The organism is Spongiactinospora rosea (assembly GCF_003315795.1).
GTDB classification, from domain to species: domain Bacteria; phylum Actinomycetota; class Actinomycetes; order Streptosporangiales; family Streptosporangiaceae; genus Spongiactinospora; species Spongiactinospora rosea.
The window spans coordinates 649,067-662,610 of record NZ_QMEY01000003.1 but is presented as its reverse complement, the minus strand read 5'-3'; the positions used below and the strand labels follow the sequence as shown (position 1 = coordinate 662,610).

General features: G+C 72.0%; 14 protein-coding genes. 5 read left to right on the top strand and 9 right to left on the bottom strand.

Going from position 1 to position 13,544, the window contains the following annotated elements:
- Positions 1-55 precede the first annotated feature (55 nt).
- From DP939_RS11595 to DP939_RS11555, 9 genes are all read right to left on the bottom strand, one after another.
- Positions 56-1,198, bottom strand: a complete 1,143-nt coding sequence (locus DP939_RS11595) for a prephenate dehydrogenase (protein ID WP_113980615.1) — start codon at positions 1,196-1,198, stop codon at positions 56-58.
- Between the two features lie 28 nt (positions 1,199-1,226).
- Positions 1,227-1,586: a chorismate mutase gene (aroH, locus tag DP939_RS11590; protein WP_113980614.1), complete on the bottom strand. Its 360-nt coding sequence runs from the start codon at positions 1,584-1,586 to the stop codon at positions 1,227-1,229.
- An 83-nt stretch (positions 1,587-1,669) separates the two neighbouring features.
- Positions 1,670-3,700 carry a pseudouridine synthase gene (locus DP939_RS48655; protein WP_113980613.1) on the bottom strand — a complete coding sequence of 677 codons (2,031 nt, stop codon included), beginning with the start codon at positions 3,698-3,700 and terminating at the stop codon, positions 1,670-1,672.
- On the bottom strand, positions 3,697-4,275 hold the full coding sequence (gene scpB, locus DP939_RS11580; protein WP_113980612.1) for an SMC-Scp complex subunit ScpB: 579 nt from the start codon (positions 4,273-4,275) through the stop codon (positions 3,697-3,699). Before scpB ends, DP939_RS48655 begins: the two co-directional genes overlap by 4 nt.
- Entirely contained in the window at positions 4,268-5,098 is an 831-nt protein-coding gene (locus DP939_RS11575) for a segregation and condensation protein A (RefSeq protein WP_113980611.1), read from the bottom strand. Before DP939_RS11575 ends, scpB begins: the two co-directional genes overlap by 8 nt.
- Before the next feature lie 53 nt (positions 5,099-5,151).
- Positions 5,152-6,102, bottom strand: a complete 951-nt coding sequence (locus DP939_RS11570) for a ParA family protein (protein WP_113980610.1) — start codon at positions 6,100-6,102, stop codon at positions 5,152-5,154.
- A 128-nt stretch (positions 6,103-6,230) separates the two neighbouring features.
- A complete protein-coding gene (locus DP939_RS11565) occupies positions 6,231-7,145 on the bottom strand; it encodes a site-specific tyrosine recombinase XerD (RefSeq protein WP_113980609.1) in 915 nt (304 codons plus the stop codon).
- Between the two features lie 21 nt (positions 7,146-7,166).
- Positions 7,167-7,796, bottom strand: a complete 630-nt coding sequence (locus DP939_RS11560; RefSeq protein ID WP_113980608.1) for an NUDIX domain-containing protein — start codon at positions 7,794-7,796, stop codon at positions 7,167-7,169.
- Positions 7,793-9,463 carry a CTP synthase gene (locus tag DP939_RS11555; RefSeq protein ID WP_113980607.1) on the bottom strand — a complete coding sequence of 557 codons (1,671 nt, stop codon included), beginning with the start codon at positions 9,461-9,463 and terminating at the stop codon, positions 7,793-7,795. Before DP939_RS11555 ends, DP939_RS11560 begins: the two co-directional genes overlap by 4 nt.
- A 146-nt stretch (positions 9,464-9,609) precedes the next feature.
- Between DP939_RS11555 and DP939_RS11550 the strand changes: the two genes are divergently transcribed.
- From DP939_RS11550 to DP939_RS11530, 5 genes are all read left to right on the top strand, one after another.
- Positions 9,610-10,362 (top strand): acyltransferase, encoded by a 753-nt coding sequence (locus tag DP939_RS11550; protein WP_113980606.1) that lies wholly within the window; start codon positions 9,610-9,612, stop codon positions 10,360-10,362.
- Positions 10,343-11,488 (top strand): NAD(P)H-dependent flavin oxidoreductase, encoded by a 1,146-nt coding sequence (locus DP939_RS11545; protein ID WP_113980605.1) that lies wholly within the window; start codon positions 10,343-10,345, stop codon positions 11,486-11,488. Before DP939_RS11550 ends, DP939_RS11545 begins: the two co-directional genes overlap by 20 nt.
- A 100-nt stretch (positions 11,489-11,588) precedes the next feature.
- Complete coding sequence (locus tag DP939_RS11540) at positions 11,589-12,188, top strand: DUF4126 domain-containing protein (RefSeq protein ID WP_113980604.1); 600 nt, start codon at positions 11,589-11,591, stop codon at positions 12,186-12,188.
- Between the two features lie 104 nt (positions 12,189-12,292).
- Complete coding sequence (locus tag DP939_RS11535) at positions 12,293-12,913, top strand: hypothetical protein (protein ID WP_113980749.1); 621 nt, start codon at positions 12,293-12,295, stop codon at positions 12,911-12,913.
- Positions 12,914-12,942: 29 nt separating this feature from the next.
- Positions 12,943-13,524, top strand: a complete 582-nt coding sequence (locus DP939_RS11530) for a Uma2 family endonuclease (protein ID WP_113980603.1) — start codon at positions 12,943-12,945, stop codon at positions 13,522-13,524.
- Positions 13,525-13,544 lie beyond the last annotated feature (20 nt).

Genomic DNA, 13,544 nt, shown 5'->3' with positions numbered 1-13,544 from the left:
ACTATGAAACACGAAAGGCCGGTGCCTGTCAACGGCACCGGCCCGGTGGCTCCGATCAGGGAATGTGCCAGCCGTGCGCGCGCAGCGCGCCGATCAGCGTGTCCGCCGCCTGGGGCTGTACCGAAAGCTCGGCCGCGCCCAGCGGCAGCCCGGGGGTGTGCTCCAGCCGGACGTCCTCGATGTTGACCCCGGCCTCCTTGGCGACCTGGAACAGCCGCGCCAGCTCGCCGGGACGGTCGCCGACGATCACCTGGACGTTGGCGTAGACGCTCGCGGGGCCGCCGTGCTTGCCGGGGATCCGCTCGGTGCCGGTCACGCCGCGTTCGAGCAGCGCGGTGACCCAGGGCATCCCGGCCTCGGCGCCGGCGTCCGGGACGTCGGCCCCGGCCGTACGGCGCAGCGCCGCCGCCGCGGCGGCGATGTCGGCCGCCACCGCTTCGAGCACCTTGGCCACCGGCAGCGCGTTGCCCGACAGGATGCCGGTCCACAGCGCCGGGTCGCCCGCCGCGATGCGCGTCACGTCACGCACCCCCTGGCCGGCCAGCCCCAGCGCGGTCTCCGGCGCCTCGGCCAGCCGGGCGGCGACCGCCGCGGCGGTCACGTGCGGCGCGTGCGACACGACGGCGACGGCCCGGTCGTGCTCCTCGGCCGCCACCCGCACCGCCTCGGCCCCGCACAGCTTGATCAGCCCGAGCAGGGTCTCCACGGCCGCGGGCGAGGTCTCCGGGGCCGGGCAGTACGCCCAGGGCCGCCCAAGGAACAGGTCGGCCCTGGCCGCGGCCGGGCCCGACCGCTCCCGCCCCGCGAGCGGGTGCCCGGCGACGAAGCTCGCGAGGTCGCAGCCGAGGCGCCCGGCCTCGGCCAGCGGCAGCGCCTTGACGCTCGCCACGTCGGTGTAGTGGCGGGCGACGCCCTGCCGCTGAAGCGAGAGGAGTTCGGCCGCGACGTACTGCGGCGGCACGGCGATCACCGCGAGGTCGAACGCCGGACCGCCCTCCCCCGGCGACCACGGAAGGCCCGCGCCCAGCTCGCTCGCCAGGCGTACCGAGCCCGGGTCGAGGTCGGCCAGCCGCACCTCGACGTCGTGCTCGCGCAGGGCGAGGGCCACCGAGGTGCCGATCAGCCCGGTACCGACGACCAGGACGCTGTCCAGAGGACTCACCGGCTCCCCGCCTCGCAAATGACCATGGAAGACCATGATTCGCTCGCCATGCCCCGGACGCCGCTCACTGCGCGATGTCCACCCGCAGCGCGACCGCGCCGCGCAGGTAGACGTGCTGGACCTGCTGCCGGGGGCGGTCGGTCTCCACGTGGGCCATCAGCCGCACCACGCGGGGCAGCGCCCCCGGCACGTCGATCTCCGAGGCGCAGATCAGCGGGACGTCGTGGAACCCGAGCTTGCGCGCGGCCAGCGCGGGGAACTCCGCCGTGAGGTCGGGGGTCGCGGTGAAGATCACGCTGATCACGTCGTCGGTCGTCAGCTCATTGCGCGACATCACCTCGGTCACCAGCTCGGTGACTCCCGACAGGATCGCATCGCGGTCATCGGACTCGATCTGAGTCGCACCGCGGATCGCCCGCACCATCTCATCCCCTTCCGAGCGCCCCACGCGTGCGGGGCGCTCCTGCCCACGAGGCCAGGGCGTACGCACCGGCCGTGCCGGACAGGCTACAGCCCGACCGCAGCATACAGTTCGCCGATCTCCTGCAGCGTGAGGGCGCGCAGCGTGCCCGACTTCAGCCGGCCCATCTTGACCGGCCCGAACTCGATGCGCGCCAGGTCGATCACACTGTGCCCGACCTCGGCGAGCATCCGGCGCACCACGTGCTTGCGGCCCTCGTGGATCACCACCTCGACCAGCGCCTGACGTCCGTGCTCCTGCACGACCTTGAAGTCGTCGACCTTGACCGGGCCGTCCTCCAGCTCCACGCCCTCGTGCAGCCGCTTGCCGAGCCCGCGCTCGATGGTGCCGTTCACCTTGGCCCAGTACTTCTTCCGCACGCCGTAGCTGGGGTGGGTGAGCCGGTTGGCCAGCTCGCCGTCGTTGGTGAGCAGGATCAGGCCCTCGGTCTCGGTGTCCAGCCGGCCCACGTGGAACAGCCGCTCCTTGCGGTCGGCCACGTAGTCGGCCAGGGACGGCCTGCCATCGGGATCGGACATGGTGCTGACCACGCCGATCGGCTTGTTGATGGCGAAGTAGACGAGGTCGGGGGCGGTCGGGATGCGCTTGCCGTCCACGTGGATGACCTGCTTGACCGGATCGACGCGTGCGCCGAACCTGCGTACCACCTGGCCGTCCACGGTGACCCGGCCCGCGCCGATCATCTCCTCGCAGGCGCGCCTGCTGGCCACGCCGGCCTGGGCGAGCACCTTCTGCAGGCGTACGCCGTCGGGGACCTCGGTGGTGTCGCGCTCGTCGCTGTAGCCGGGCGGGAAGTGGTCGGGGTCGCGCAGCGGCTGCTCGGCCGTCTTGAAGCCCTCGCCGGACGTCCGGCGCTGCGGCCTGCCCTGCCGGTCGGCGCGCGCGGTCCACTCGGGGCGGCCGCCCCGGTCGGTACGCCCGGCCCGCTCCCTGCGGTCGCCCTCCGGACGCCCGTAACGAGCACGCCCGCCACCGGGTCCGCCGCCGCCGATCGTCTGTACGGCGTCGCGCGAACCGTACTCGCCACGCCCACGGGAGCCGCGGTCGCCACGGGAGTCGAAGCCGCCGCCGGATCGGTACTCGCCGCGCGAACCCGAATCGGGACGCGGCCGGTAGTCGCCCCGGGAGCCGCGGTCGTCCCGCGAACCGAAGTCACCGCGCGAGCCCGAGTCGTCCCGCGAGCCATAACGGCTGCGCGAACCCGAATCACCCGAGCCGTAGCCACCGCGCGAGCCGCCATCGCCACCACGGGGCCCATAACCGCCCCGAGAACCTGCCTCGCCGCGGGAACCGTAGCCCCCGCGAGAGCCCGAATCGCCGCGCGAGCCATAACCGCCACGCGAACCCGAATCACCACGGGAACCGTAACCACCGCGCGAACCAGAATCGCCGCGCGAGCCATAACCACCGCGCGAACCCGAATCACCACGGGAACCGTAACCACCGCGCGAACCAGAATCGCCGCGCGAGCCATAACCACCGCGCGAACCGGAATCCCCACCGCGCGACCCGTAGCCGCCACGCGAGCTCGAATCGCCACGGCCCCCGGAACCCCCGCGCGAGCCCGAATCGCCGCGCGAGCCATAACCGCCACGCGAACCTGAGTCACCGCGGGAGCCATAACCACCGCGCGAACCGGAATCGCCACGCGAGCCATAACCACCGCGCGAACCAGAATCGCCACGCGAGCCATAACCACCGCGCGAACCGGAATCCCCACCGCGCGACCCATAGCCGCCACGGGAGCCCGAATCGCCACGCGAACCGAAGTCGTCGCGGCGCGGGCGGTCGTCGGGGCGCCCGCGCCTGTCGTCGCGTCCGTCGCGCCCCTCGCGAGAGTCGCGGGCGGGCCGGTCGCGGAAGGTGTCCCTGGAGTCCTGGCGGGGCCCTCGGGGCCCGCCGGAGCGGGAGCCCGGCTGTCCGCCGCCCTGCGGCGTGCCGAACCGCTCCCTGGCGCCTCCTCTGGAGGCGCGGAAGGACCCGCGTCCGGCGTCGCCGCCGCGGGACTCGAAACGCCGACCGCGTCCATCACCGGACGGGGTGCGTCCATCGTTCACTTGGTCTCCTCCAAGTTCTCCACGTCCTCGGGCAGGAAGGGCGCCAGCTCAGGAAGCTCGCCCAGGTCGCGCAGACCCAGCCGTTCGAGGAAGTAGGAAGTGGTCCGGTAGAGCACGGCTTGGCTCTCCGGGTCGGTGCCGGCCTCTTCGACCAGCCCCCTGGCGACGAGGGTCCGCATGACCCCGTCGCTGTTCACGCCGCGGATGGCCGAGATCCTTGCGCGGCTCACCGGCTGCCGGTAGGCCACCACGGACAGGGTCTCCAGCGCGGCCTGGGTGAGTCGCGTCTGCTGGCCGTCGCGGACGAAACGCTCGACGAAAGGCGCGCACTCGGCCCGCGTGTAGTAACGCCAGCCGCCCGCGACCTCTCTCAGATCGAAACCCCGTCCGGCCGCCGTGTATTCCGCCGCGAGGTCGCGCAGCGCCGCCGCGACCTCGTGCGTGGGGCGTTCGAGCACCTGGGCGAGCGTCACCTCGGCCACCGGCTCGTCCACGACCAGCAGGATCGCCTCCAGCGCGGCCGCCAGGCCGGGCTCGGCCAGGCCGGTCGCCTCGCGCGGGTCTGCTTCACTCATCGGGTTTCTTTCCGGCGTTCTCGTCGTAGTCGTCGGCGACCGAGACGTCTCCGTCGTCGGCGCCGGTCCATTGCACGTGCAGGTCGCCCAGCGGCTCGATCTGCTCGAAGGTGACCGCCGCCTCGCGGTACAGCTCCAGGACCGCCAGGAAGCGCGCGACGACCTCGAAGGTGCCCGTGCAGTCGGCCACCAGCGCCCGGAACGTCGCACGGCGGACCTCCCGCAGCCGCCGCACAAGGATAGCCGCCTGTTCGCGCACACTGGCGAGCGGTTGGTAGATGTGGGCGACCGAGACCGACGGCGGGGCCTTGGGCGTCATCGCCCTGGCGGCGATCTTGGCGAGCTGTTCCGGGCCGATGCCGAGCACCAGGTCGGGCAGCAGGTCGGCGAACCGCGGCTCCATCGGCACGATCCGGGCGTACCGTAGCGCCTCGGCGGCCATCCGCCCGGAGAAGACCTTGGCGACCTCCTTGTAGGCGCGGTACTGGAGCAGCCGGGCGAACAGCAGGTCGCGGGCCTCCAGCAGGGCCAGGTCCTCTTCGTCCTCGACCTCGCCGGAGGGCAGCAGCCGGGCCGCCTTCAGGTCGAGCAGGGTGGCGGCCACCAGCAGGAAGTGGCTGGCCTGGTCGAGGTCCCACTCCGGGCCGCGGGAGCGGATGTGGGCGATGAACTCGTCGGTGACCTTGTGCAGGGACACCTCGGTGATGTCGAGCTTGTGCTTGGAGATCAGCCCGAGGAGCAGGTCGAAGGGGCCCTCGAACACGTCCAGGTGGACCTGGAAGCCGCCCGGCCTGGCGGTCTGTTCCTCCGTCTCCTCCGTCACCCCGCCATTGTCCCCCCGCGCACCGCCCGCGGGGGCCACGGCTCGCGAAGGGGTCAGGCCGGGATGTCGGGCCAGCGGGCCAGGACCTCGCGGGCCAGCTCGCGGTAGGCGCTCGCGCCCAGCGAGGAGGAGTCGAAGATGGTGATCGGCTCGCCCGCGACGGTCGCGTCGGGGAAGCGCACGGTGCGGTTGATCACCGTGTGGAAGACCTTCTCGTCGAACGCCTCGACGACCCGGGCCAGCACCTCCCGGCCGTGCAGGGTGCGCGCGTCGTACATCGTGGCGAGCAGGCCCTCGATCTCCAGGTCGGCGTTGAGCCGCTCCTGCACCTTGGTGATGGTGTCCATCAGCAGGGCGACGCCGCGCAGCGCGAAGAACTCGCACTCCAGCGGGACGATGACGCCGTGCGCGCAGGTCAGCGCGTTGATGGTGAGCAGGCCCAGGGACGGCTGGCAGTCGATCAGGCAGACGTCGTAGTCGGGCAGCAGCGGCTTGATCACCCGGCCCAGCACCTGCTCGCGGGCGACCTCGGTGACGAGCTGGACCTCGGCCGCCGACAGGTCGATGTTGCTGGGCAGCAGGTCCATGCCCTCGACGGAGGTCTTCAGCAGGACCTCGTCGGGGGCGACGCCGCGCTCCATCAGCAGGTTGTAGATCGTCAGGTCGAGCTGGAGCGGGTTGATGCCGAGGCCGACCGACAGCGCCCCCTGCGGGTCGAAGTCGACGAGCAGCACCCGCAGCCCGCACTCGGCGAGCGCGGCCCCGAGGTTGATGGTCGTGGTGGTCTTGCCCACCCCGCCCTTCTGGTTGACCATGGCGACGACCCGCGCCGGCCCGTGGGACGTGCGCGCGGGCGGCTCGGGGAACACCGGGCGGGGCCGACCCGTGGGGCCGAGGATCCCACTCGCCGCCGTGGACGCGGCGGTCTTGGAATCACCCCACGGGTTGTCGGGGGTGGTGCCGGGGGTCGCCCTCCGGCTGGAACCGTCGGTGGTCACAGTCACCAGTTGAACCTCCCTGACGGCCCCGAACCGGACCGTCCGGACGGACACTATGGCGTCAGCACGTATGCGGCAAGGCGGCACGCCCGGCTACGCCCGATCGGCAAGCATCTCCAACGTCTCGACAGCGATCATCGCCTGGCGCGGGGGTGCGCGGCGGCGTAGACCTCTCGTAGCTTATCGACCGTGACCAAGGTGTAGACCTGGGTGGTGGTCACCGAGGCATGGCCGAGCAGCTCCTGGACAACCCTAACGTCCGCGCCGCCGTCCAGGAGGTGCGTTGCGAACGAATGTCGCAACATGTGCGGAGAAACACCGTCCAGACCGGCGCGTTCGGCGGCGGCCTGCAGCACCTCCCAGGCGCCCTGGCGGGTCAGCCGCCCGCCGCGGGCGTTGAGGAACAGCGCGGAGGTGCCGCGGCCGTGGGCGGACAGCGCGGGGCGGGCCCGCACCAGGTAGGCGTCCAGGGCCTGCCGGGCGTAGCGGCCGAGCGGCACGACCCTGCCCCGGCCGCCCTTGCCGCGCAGCCGTACCTGCTCCGGCTCGGCGTCGTCCACCGCCATGCCGACGGCCTCGGAGATGCGCGCGCCGGTGCCGTACAGGACTTCGAGCAGCGCGCGGTTGCGCAGCGTCAGCGGCTGGCCGTCGGGGCCCGCGGCGGCGATCAGCCGCTCGACCTCGGCCACGCCGATCGCCTTGGGCAGCCGACGGAGCCGGCGCGGCGGGCGTACCTCGTGGGCGGGGTCGTGCCCGGCCGCGCCCTCGCGCAGCGCGAAGCGGTGCAGGCCGCGCACGGCCGAGACGGCCCGGGCGGTGGAACTGGCCACCAGCGCCCGGTGCCGTTCGTCGCCCTCGCGCAGCGCGGCCAGGAACGCCACCACGTCGGCCTCGGCCACGTCGCCGAACCGGGTCAGCCCGCGCGTCTTCAGGTGATCGACGTAGCGCAGCAGGTCACGACGGTAGGAGGCGAGCGTGTTGGCGGCAAGGCCACGCTCGACCGCCAGATGGTCGAGGTAGCTGGAAAGCACAGCCTCCGTGTCGCTCAGCGCGCCCGACCCCCTTCGTGCTCAGGCCTCCGGAGCGTCGGCGGGCCGCAGGGAGGCGAACCCGTCGGCGGAGGCCGCGTACGCGGCGAGGATACCGGCCACGGCCGGGGAATTGTGGATCATTCCCGATTGGACCTTGCCGACCGCCTCCGCCAGCGGCACCCACACCACCGGCATGCCGATCTCCTCGTGGTGGTGCTCGAAGTCGCGTTCGGATTCGGGGATCTCGGTGAGGCCGCGGGCCAGGAAGACGCGGATGCGCTCGTTGGTCATCCCCGGCGAGCTGTAGAGGTCGACCAGCGTGTGCCAGGTGGTGGCGCGGTAGGCCGCCTCCTCGGCCAGTTCCCTGGCCGCGGTGACCCAGGTGGGCTCGCCCGACACGTCGCGGATGCCCGCGGGCAGCTCCCACAGCATGCCGCGCACCGGATGGCGGTACTGGCGCAGCATCAGCACCCGCTGCCGCTCGTCGAGCGCCAGGACGGCGACGGACCCGGGGTGGGTCACGTAGTCGCGGTCGGCCGTGTCGTCGAGCGGCATCCGCACCCGGTCGGTCCGGACATTGATGATCTTCGACGCGAACCGGTCGAAGGAGGCCACGACCTCCCATTCCTCCGGCGAGTCCGCGACATCGGCGACGTCGATGCGCTTCATGCGCCGCTCCCCGCCCTGGCCGCGGCGCTGCGCTCGTCGGCGAAGTCGAGCGCCGCCGCCACCAGCCCCTTGAACAGCGGGTGCGGGCGGGTCGGGCGGGACCTGAACTCGGGGTGGGCCTGGGTGCCGATGAAGAACGGGTGGGCGGAGACCGGCAGCTCGGCGTACTCCACCAGCCGCCCGTCGGGCGAAAGGCCCGAGAAGACGACGCCGACCTTCTCCAGCCCCTCCCGGTAGGAGTTGGCGACCTCGTATCTGTGCCGGTGCCGTTCTTCGACGCGGCTCTTGCCGTACAGCTTGCGGGCCAGCGTGCCGTCCTGCAGCTCGGCCGGGTAGAGGCCGAGGCGCATGGTGCCGCCCATGTCGCGCTCGCCCGCGACGACGTCTTCCTGGTCGGCCATGGTGGAGATCACCGCGTGCACGGTGTCCGGCAGGAACTCGGCGCTGTTGGCGTCGGGCAGCCCGGCCAGCGTGCGCGCCGCCTCGATGATCATGCACTGCATGCCCAGGCAGATGCCGAGCAGCGGGACCAGGTTCTCCCTGGCGTGGCGGACCGCGCCGACCTTGCCCTCGATGCCGCGCACGCCGAACCCGCCGGGGATCAGCACGCCGTCCACGCCGTCCAGCTCGCGGGCCGCGCCCTCGGTGGTCTCGCAGTCGTCGCTCTTGACCCAGCGGATGTTGACCCTGGCGTCGTTGGCGAAGCCGCCCGCGCGCAGCGCCTCGGTGACGCTCAGGTAGGCGTCGGGCAGGTCGATGTACTTGCCGACCAGCGCGATCGTGACCTCCTTGGCCGGGCGGTGGACCCGGCGCAGGAGCTGGTCCCACTCCTTCCAGTCCACGTCACGGAAGGGCAGGCCGAGGCGGCGGACCACGTAGGCGTCGAGCCCTTCGGCGTGCAGGACCTTGGGGATGTCGTAGATGCTCGCCGCGTCCACGGCGCTGACCACGGCGTCCTCGTCCACGTCGCACATCAGGCTGATCTTGCGCTTGAGGCTGGTGGTGATGGGCCGGTCGGATCGGCACACGATCGCGTCCGGCTGGATGCCGATGCTGCGCAGCGCGGCCACGCTGTGCTGGGTCGGCTTGGTCTTCAGCTCGCCGCTCGGCCCGATGTACGGCAGCAGCGAGACGTGCAGAAAGAAGCAGTTGTCCCGGCCCACCTCGTGGCGGACCTGGCGGACGGCCTCCAGGAACGGCAGCGACTCGATGTCGCCGACCGTGCCGCCCACCTCGGTGATGACCACGTCCACGTCGCGCCCGGACATGCCGAGGATGCGGTCCTTGATCTCGTTGGTGATGTGCGGGATGACCTGGACGGTGTCGCCGAGGTATTCGCCGCGGCGCTCCTTGGCGATGACGTTGGAGTAGACCTGCCCGGTGGTCACGTTGGCCGAGCCGTGCAGCTCGGTGTCCAGGAACCGCTCGTAGTGACCGATGTCGAGGTCGGTCTCGGCGCCGTCGTCGGTGACGAACACCTCGCCGTGCTGGAAGGGGTTCATCGTGCCGGGGTCGACGTTGAGGTAGGGGTCGAGTTTCTGCATCGTCACCCGCAGGCCGCGAAGCTTCAGCAGGCGCCCCAGGCTGGAGGCCGTCAGCCCCTTGCCGAGACTTGAGGCGACGCCGCCGGTGACGAACAGATGTTTGGTGTGTGCGGCGCTGCGCAAGAGGGCTCCCGTGGTCGTCTCGATCGTCGGCCGTTGAGTGGGCGGCCTCCCGTACCCACGGGCTCTCAGATTATCAAACACCGTGGTCCTCCTGTGCTCGACCTGCTGTTCCGTTATGTGGCGGGCACGCAGTAGCTTGGGCGGTTATGTCAGTCCGCGATGCCGTACGGCGGGCCGCGGGAACGCTGGTCCACCGCGCCTGGGCGGCGATCAGGCGGGCCGGCGCGATCACGCCGCGCAGCCCCGCGGGACACCGCTTCAAAAGGCTGGGCGAGGGCGCCTGCCTGGCCTTTCCCACCGGCGCGATCTTCGGGGAAGAGTGGATCGAGATCGGCGACGGGACCCTCGTCGGCGAGCGCGTGTCGATCAGCGCGGGCATGAACCCGGGGCTGGATCTCGGCCCCGGGACGGTGGTGCGGATCGGCCGTTCCTGCTCCATCGGCAGGGGCACGCACATCGTCGGCCACCAGCGAATCGAGATCGGTGACGACGTCTTCACCGGCCCGTACGTCTATATAACCGACCAGAACCACGTCTACGACGACCCCGAAACCCCGATCGGCCGACAGTGGCCACGCAACAACCCGGTGACGATCGGGTCGGGCTCATGGCTCGGGGCCGGAGCGATCATCCTGCCGGGGACGCGGCTGGGGCGGAACACCGTGGTGGCGGGCGGGGCCGTGGTCAGGGGGGAGTTCCCCGACCACTGCGTGCTCGCCGGGGTCCCGGCCAGGGTGGTGCGCAGCTACACCCCTGACGAGGGCTGGCGAATGCCGTTCCTGCCCTCCGGGCCGATCTCCGCGGGGCCGGTCGCGGCCGGACCGCAGGAGACTTCCGTTCCGCTGGACCCGGCCACGATACCGGGGTTACCTTCGCCGCATGCGGACCGCGATCTGTGAACGCTTCGGCATCGAACACCCACTCTTCGCGTTCAGCCACTCCCGGCACGTAGTCGCGGCGGTCACCGGCGCGGGCGGGTTCGGCGTGCTCGGCGCCGCCGCCTACTCCCCCGACCGGCTCGACGCCGAGCTGTCCAGGCTGGACGAGGAGGTCGGCGGTCGGCCGTACGGGGTGAACGTGCCCGCGCCCGCGACGGTCGACCTGCGGGCCACCGCGACGGCGGGCGACGCGTTCACGCGGGTCGCCGACCTGATCCCCGAGCGGCACCGCGACTTCGTGGCGCACCTGCTCGCCAAGTACGGCGTGAGCACCCTGGACCCGCTGCCCGGGCACCTGGCCGCGCCCGCCGAGGAGTTCGGCCGCAGGGTCGGGCCCGCGGGGGCCGCCGCGCTCGCCGAGGTGGCGCTCAAGCACCCGATCGCGCTGATCGCGGGGGCCTCCGCCGCCCCCGACGCGGCGCTGGTGGCCAAGGCCAGGGCGGCGGGGGTGCCGGTGGCGGCGTCCGTGGGCACGGTCGAGCAGGCCAGGCGGCACGCGGCGGCGGGCGCGGACGTGATCGTGGCGCAGGGCACGGAGGCGGGCGGGCACACCGGCGAGATCACCACGATGGTCCTGGTCCCCCAGGTGGTGGACGCCGTCGAGGTGCCGGTGCTGGCGGCGGGCGGGATCGCCTCCGGCCGCCAGATGGCCGCGGCGCTGGCGCTCGGCGCGGAGGGCGTGTGGTGCGGCTCGGTGTGGCTGACCACAGAGGAGGCCGAGACGTCCGCGCCGGTACGGCGGAAGATGCTGGCCGCGACCTCACTCGACACCACGCGCTCCACCGCCCGCACCGGCAGGCCCGCGCGCCAGCTCAGGTCCGCCTGGACCGACGAGTGGGACGAGGCCACCGAGAGCCCCGGCGCGCTGCCCCCGCCGTTGCAGACGCTGGTCGCCGAGGCGGCGATGACGCGGATCGGCCGGGCCGCCGAGTCCGGCAATCCCGGCGCGGAGCGGCTGGCCGGTTACTTCGTCGGGCAGGTCGTCGGCCAGCTCGACCGGGTCGGCCCTACGCGGCAGGTGGTCCAGGAGATGATCGAGGAGTTCGGCGCCGCGGTGGCCAGGCTGCGCGGCGTCATCGACATGTGACCCCAGGGTGGGATCTCCGGGCGCACGGGAAGCGTTCTTGCCATCGACTTCTTGCGAACGACTTCTTGCGACCGACGGAGAACGGCGCCCGGGAGGACGCATGCTGGCGACACTGACCGGCCTCGGCCTGTCCACCGCCGCGGGGCTCAACGCCTACATCCCGCTGCTGGTGGTCGGCCTGGCGGCCAACTTCACCGACGCCGTGCGGCTGCCCGAGGGGTACGCCTGGCTGGCCGAGTGGCCGGTACTGCTGATCATCGGCGTGCTGCTGCTGGCGGAGCTGGCGCTGGACAAGGTCCCCGTGGTGGACCACGTCAACGACATCATCCAGACCGCGGTACGGCCCGCCGCCGGCGGCGTCGTCTTCAGCGCCACCGCCGCCGCGGCCGAGCTGGAGGGCTCGTCCTGGATGGCCGACCATCCATGGGTCGGCTGGCTGCTCGGCATCGCCCTGGCCCTGGTCGTGCACCTGATGAAGGCCGCCGCGCGCCCGGTGGTCAACGCGACGACGGCGGGGGTGGGCGCGCCCGTGGTCAGCACCGTGGAGGACGCGGGGTCGGTCGGCATCAGCCTGGTCGCGCTCTTCCTGCCGGTGCTGGTGGTCGTGGTGCTGCTGCTGCTCGCCGTGGCGGCGTGGTGGGTGATCAGGGCGGTACGGCGGCGCCGGCGCACCGCGCGAGCCGTGCGCGGCGTCCCCTGAAGTCGCGTGATCGGCGTTCTCATCGGGCGTCTCATGGGCCGCCCGGTGGATATGCTCGATGACATCAGGGTATCCGGGCCTACCGGCCCTCACCGCGGTTGGGGGTGTCTGCGATCAGCACGTTCATCACGATCGTCCTGGTGCTCTTCCTGCTCTTCCTGGTCATCGGAGGAGTCGGGCTCTATTTCGCCGTCAAGCTCGGGAAGGCGGCGACGAAGAAGGCCCGTGCCGCGACGACCAGGATCGCCACCCACGTCAACGCGATGGGCACCGGCGAGGCCGCCGAGGCCGAGCGGCTACGGGTCGAGCTCCGCCGCGAGGTCACCCTGACCCGCCAGGCCCTCGACCACGCGGCCCGCCAGGGCTGGAGCCTCGGCGACCTGCCGGTTTTGGTGCGCGAGGTGGGCGAGCACGCCGACGTCCTGGACGGGCAGCTCGCCCTGTACGCCCAGCAGCGCCGCGCCTCCGGCTTCATCGACCACGTCACCCTGGAGCGGCTCCGCGCCCACCACATCAAGCTCGCCACGACCTGCGCCAAGATCCGCGCCGACCTGCTGGACGACCACATCGGCCACTCCGGGAGCGGCATCGACGACCTGCGCGGGCGTGCCGACCTGGAGCTCGAGGCCCGCCGCAACGTCGTCCGCGACCCGCTCGACGAGATCGACGACCTGTACCGCCGCACCCTCGACCACCCGGCCCGCCCCCCGGAAGAGCGCGCCTGACCGTCACCCACCGTGAGACGATCGCCCGGATGACCACCGCGCTTCCCGAGTGGTTCCACCCTGGCCCGCCAGGCGGATGGACCGCCGACATGCTCGACCACCTGCCTCCCGAGGCACCGCGGCACGTCGAACTGATCGACGGGGCACTCACGGTGCGGCCGCCGCAGACGGTCTTCCATATGCGGGTCGTCGGCCTGCTGGAGCATCGGATCCGGCCGCCTGACGGGCTGGCCGTCGCGCGTGAGATGACGGTGACGCTGGGCCTGCGGCAGCGCCCGGAGCCCGACATCCTCGTGGTCAAGGCCGCGGTCCTGCACAACGAGCTGACCACTTTCCAGCCGGAGCAGGTCCATCTGGTCGCCGAGGTGGTATCCGACGAAACTTGTGACCGCGACCGCGTCACAAAACCGATCAAGTACGCCGATGCCGGGATCCGCTACCTGTGGCGCGTCGAGGAGGAGGACGACCGCCCGGTCGCCTACACCTACGAGCTGGATCCCGCTGTGCGGGTGTACGTGCCGACGGGGATCCACCACCATCGGCTGCGGACCTATGTGGGCTTCGAAGTCGACATCGACCTGCGTCTGCCACCCCCTCGGATTATGACGTAACAGTGAACGTTGCGTCTTCT